Annotated in this window: 1 protein-coding gene; it reads right to left on the reverse strand. The window is 63.8% G+C overall.

All coding sequences use genetic code 11. The annotated features are described in order from the left end of the window. Positions 1-81: 81 nt before the first annotated feature. The coding region (locus RMO15_RS29580; protein ID WP_309721620.1) for a DUF1553 domain-containing protein at positions 82-2,388 on the reverse strand (2,307 nt) is incomplete at its 5' end.

Below are 2,388 nucleotides of genomic sequence, written 5' to 3' on the forward strand. Positions count from 1 at the left end.
CCTCTCCTCCGTCCGCGAGGACGTTCGGCGACGCCCAGAGGGCACCCGGCCTCTAGCGAGGGGGTTTCAACCCCTCGGCGATCAGTAATACAGAAATTCATGGGCGTTAAAAAGGGCGCGGCAGAGCGCGGGCAGGCCGTCCTTGGCGACCAGCGGGCGAGCGAGCGAGAGTTCTTCCGCGCTGGGACTGCGACCAAAGGCGAGGCGGAAGGCGTGAGCGATCTGTTTCTCGGGTGACGTGCCCGCTTCTTTTTGGAGGCGCTGGGCAAAGTGCATGGCCTGCTCGCGGACGAACGGGCCGTTGAGCAGCGAGAGTGCCTGGAGCGGGGTGGTGGTCACCTCGCGCTTGGGGGCACGCTGGGCGCTCTCGGGGCAGTCGAACGAGGCGAGTAGGTTGTCACGGACGGCGCGGACGGCCATGCGATAGACACTGCGCCGCCAGGTTTCGGGGCCGTAGCTCGTGGCGGGGCCGTAGAAGGCGATATTCTCCTGCTTGTAGGTAAAGAGCCGATAGGGCGAGCCGCCGAGCGTGCGATCCAGCATCCCACTGGTGGCCAGTACCGCATCCCAGAGTGCCTCACTCTCCATGCGCCGTAGAGGGCCGCGCCAGAGCAGGCGATTGCCGCCATCCAGCGCTTGGGCTTTGGGCTGGGGTGTCACGGCGGATTGCTTGTAGGTCGCCGAGGTCACGATGAGCTTGTGAAGTTTCTTGAACGACTGCCCACTATCCCGGAACCAGACCGCGAGGCTATCGAGCAATGCTTGGTTGCTAGGCTTGGCCCCGTTGTTGCCAAAGTCCGACGGTGTCGCGACGAGCCCTACGCTAAAGTGTTGCTGCCAGATCCGGTTGACAATCACCCGCCAGGTCAGCGGGTTCTCCCGCCGCACCAGCCAGTTGGCGAGAGCCAGTCGTGGCTCTGCGCTGGTGGCGAGCGTTCCGGGCAGGGCACTGAGTGCGCCAGGCTGGACTTCCTCGTCGCGCTGCATCACATCCCCGCGCTTCAGCAGATAGACCGGCTCGGGCGCAACTAGCTTCCCGAGATAGGCACGCTTGCCGTCGCGTTGCTCGCGGACTTTACGCAAGAGTGCCTCGCGCTCTTTGGAAAACTCTCCCGAGGGTGGCTCGTCGCCGTGGGTCTCGTTGCTGGCAACCGTGCGCCAGCGCTCACCGTCTTCGGAGACTTCAACTTTATAGGTGGCAGGGAGACGATCGCTAAACTGCCCCGACGCGTCCCGGCCCCAGGTGATACGGCTGATCGTCATCTCATGGGGCAGCTCGACCTGCACCCAGCCCTTGCCCGGCTCGTTGCTGATCCAGGAGAACGCATTGCCCAGCCAGCCATCGGTGAGGTGCGCCAGCTGATGGTCGGGGTAGCCCGGCAGGAGCGACGAAGCCATGGGCTTGCCATTGAGCGCGAGGTTCTCGGAGCTCTCCGGGCCGTAGATTGCCAGCTCGTCCAGGCACGGCTCGTTGCCGCTCTGCGTCGAGAGAATGGTGAAGCGCACGAACTTGGCGTAAGTGGGAGGGAAGGCTTCCGCGTTGCCCAGCGCCGAGAGCTTCTGGTCGGCTTTAGCGAGACCACGCACCTCCCAGAGTGCGCTCTGATACACCCGCTGGCGCTCCGTGGTCTTGGCCTGTGGGGTTAGCTCACGCTCGCCGTGATACACGCCCGCAAACGTCGCGCAGAGCTTGTAGTAATCGCGCTGAGGGATGGGATCGAACTTATGGTCGTGGCAGCGCGCACAGCCGACCGTCAGCCCCAGAAAGGTCTCCGATGTCGTGGCGACAATGTCATCCAAGTCGCTGGCACGCTGCTGGCGGGTGAGGACTTCATCGGGGCTAGGCACATCGTCGTGGACCCCGGCCACCAGAAAGCCCGTCGCTGCTGTTTCGCCAAGTGCATCGCCCGCAAGCTGAGCCTTGACAAATTTGTCGTAGGGCATGTCGGCATTGAGCGCCCCGATCACCCAGTCCCGATACGGCCAGGCATTCTCGCGCAGCAGATTTCTTTCGTAGCCATTGCTCTCGCCAAAGCGCACCACATCCAGCCAGTGCTTCGCCCACTTCTCGCCGTACGCCGGGGATGCCAGGAGCCGCTCCACGAGTTTTTCATAGGCATCGGGCCGCTTGTCGCTCACAAACGCCGCGATCTCGCCCGGCGTGGGCGGCAAGCCCGTCAAGTCCACCGTCACGCGTCGGATCAGCGTGCGTTTATCGGCCTCTGGTGACGGCTTCAAACCGTTTTTAGTGAGCTGAGCACGAACCAGGGTGTCAAGAAAGCCACTCCCCTTCAGGCCATCTCCCCGCGCTCGTTCCTCGTGCGACCCTCTTCCCCCTGCCGCTCGTGCCTCGCTGGGAAGAGGGTTGGAAAGGGGCTTGAGAGACCA

Source organism: Armatimonas sp., assembly GCF_031410135.1.
GTDB lineage: Bacteria > Armatimonadota > Armatimonadia > Armatimonadales > Armatimonadaceae > Armatimonas.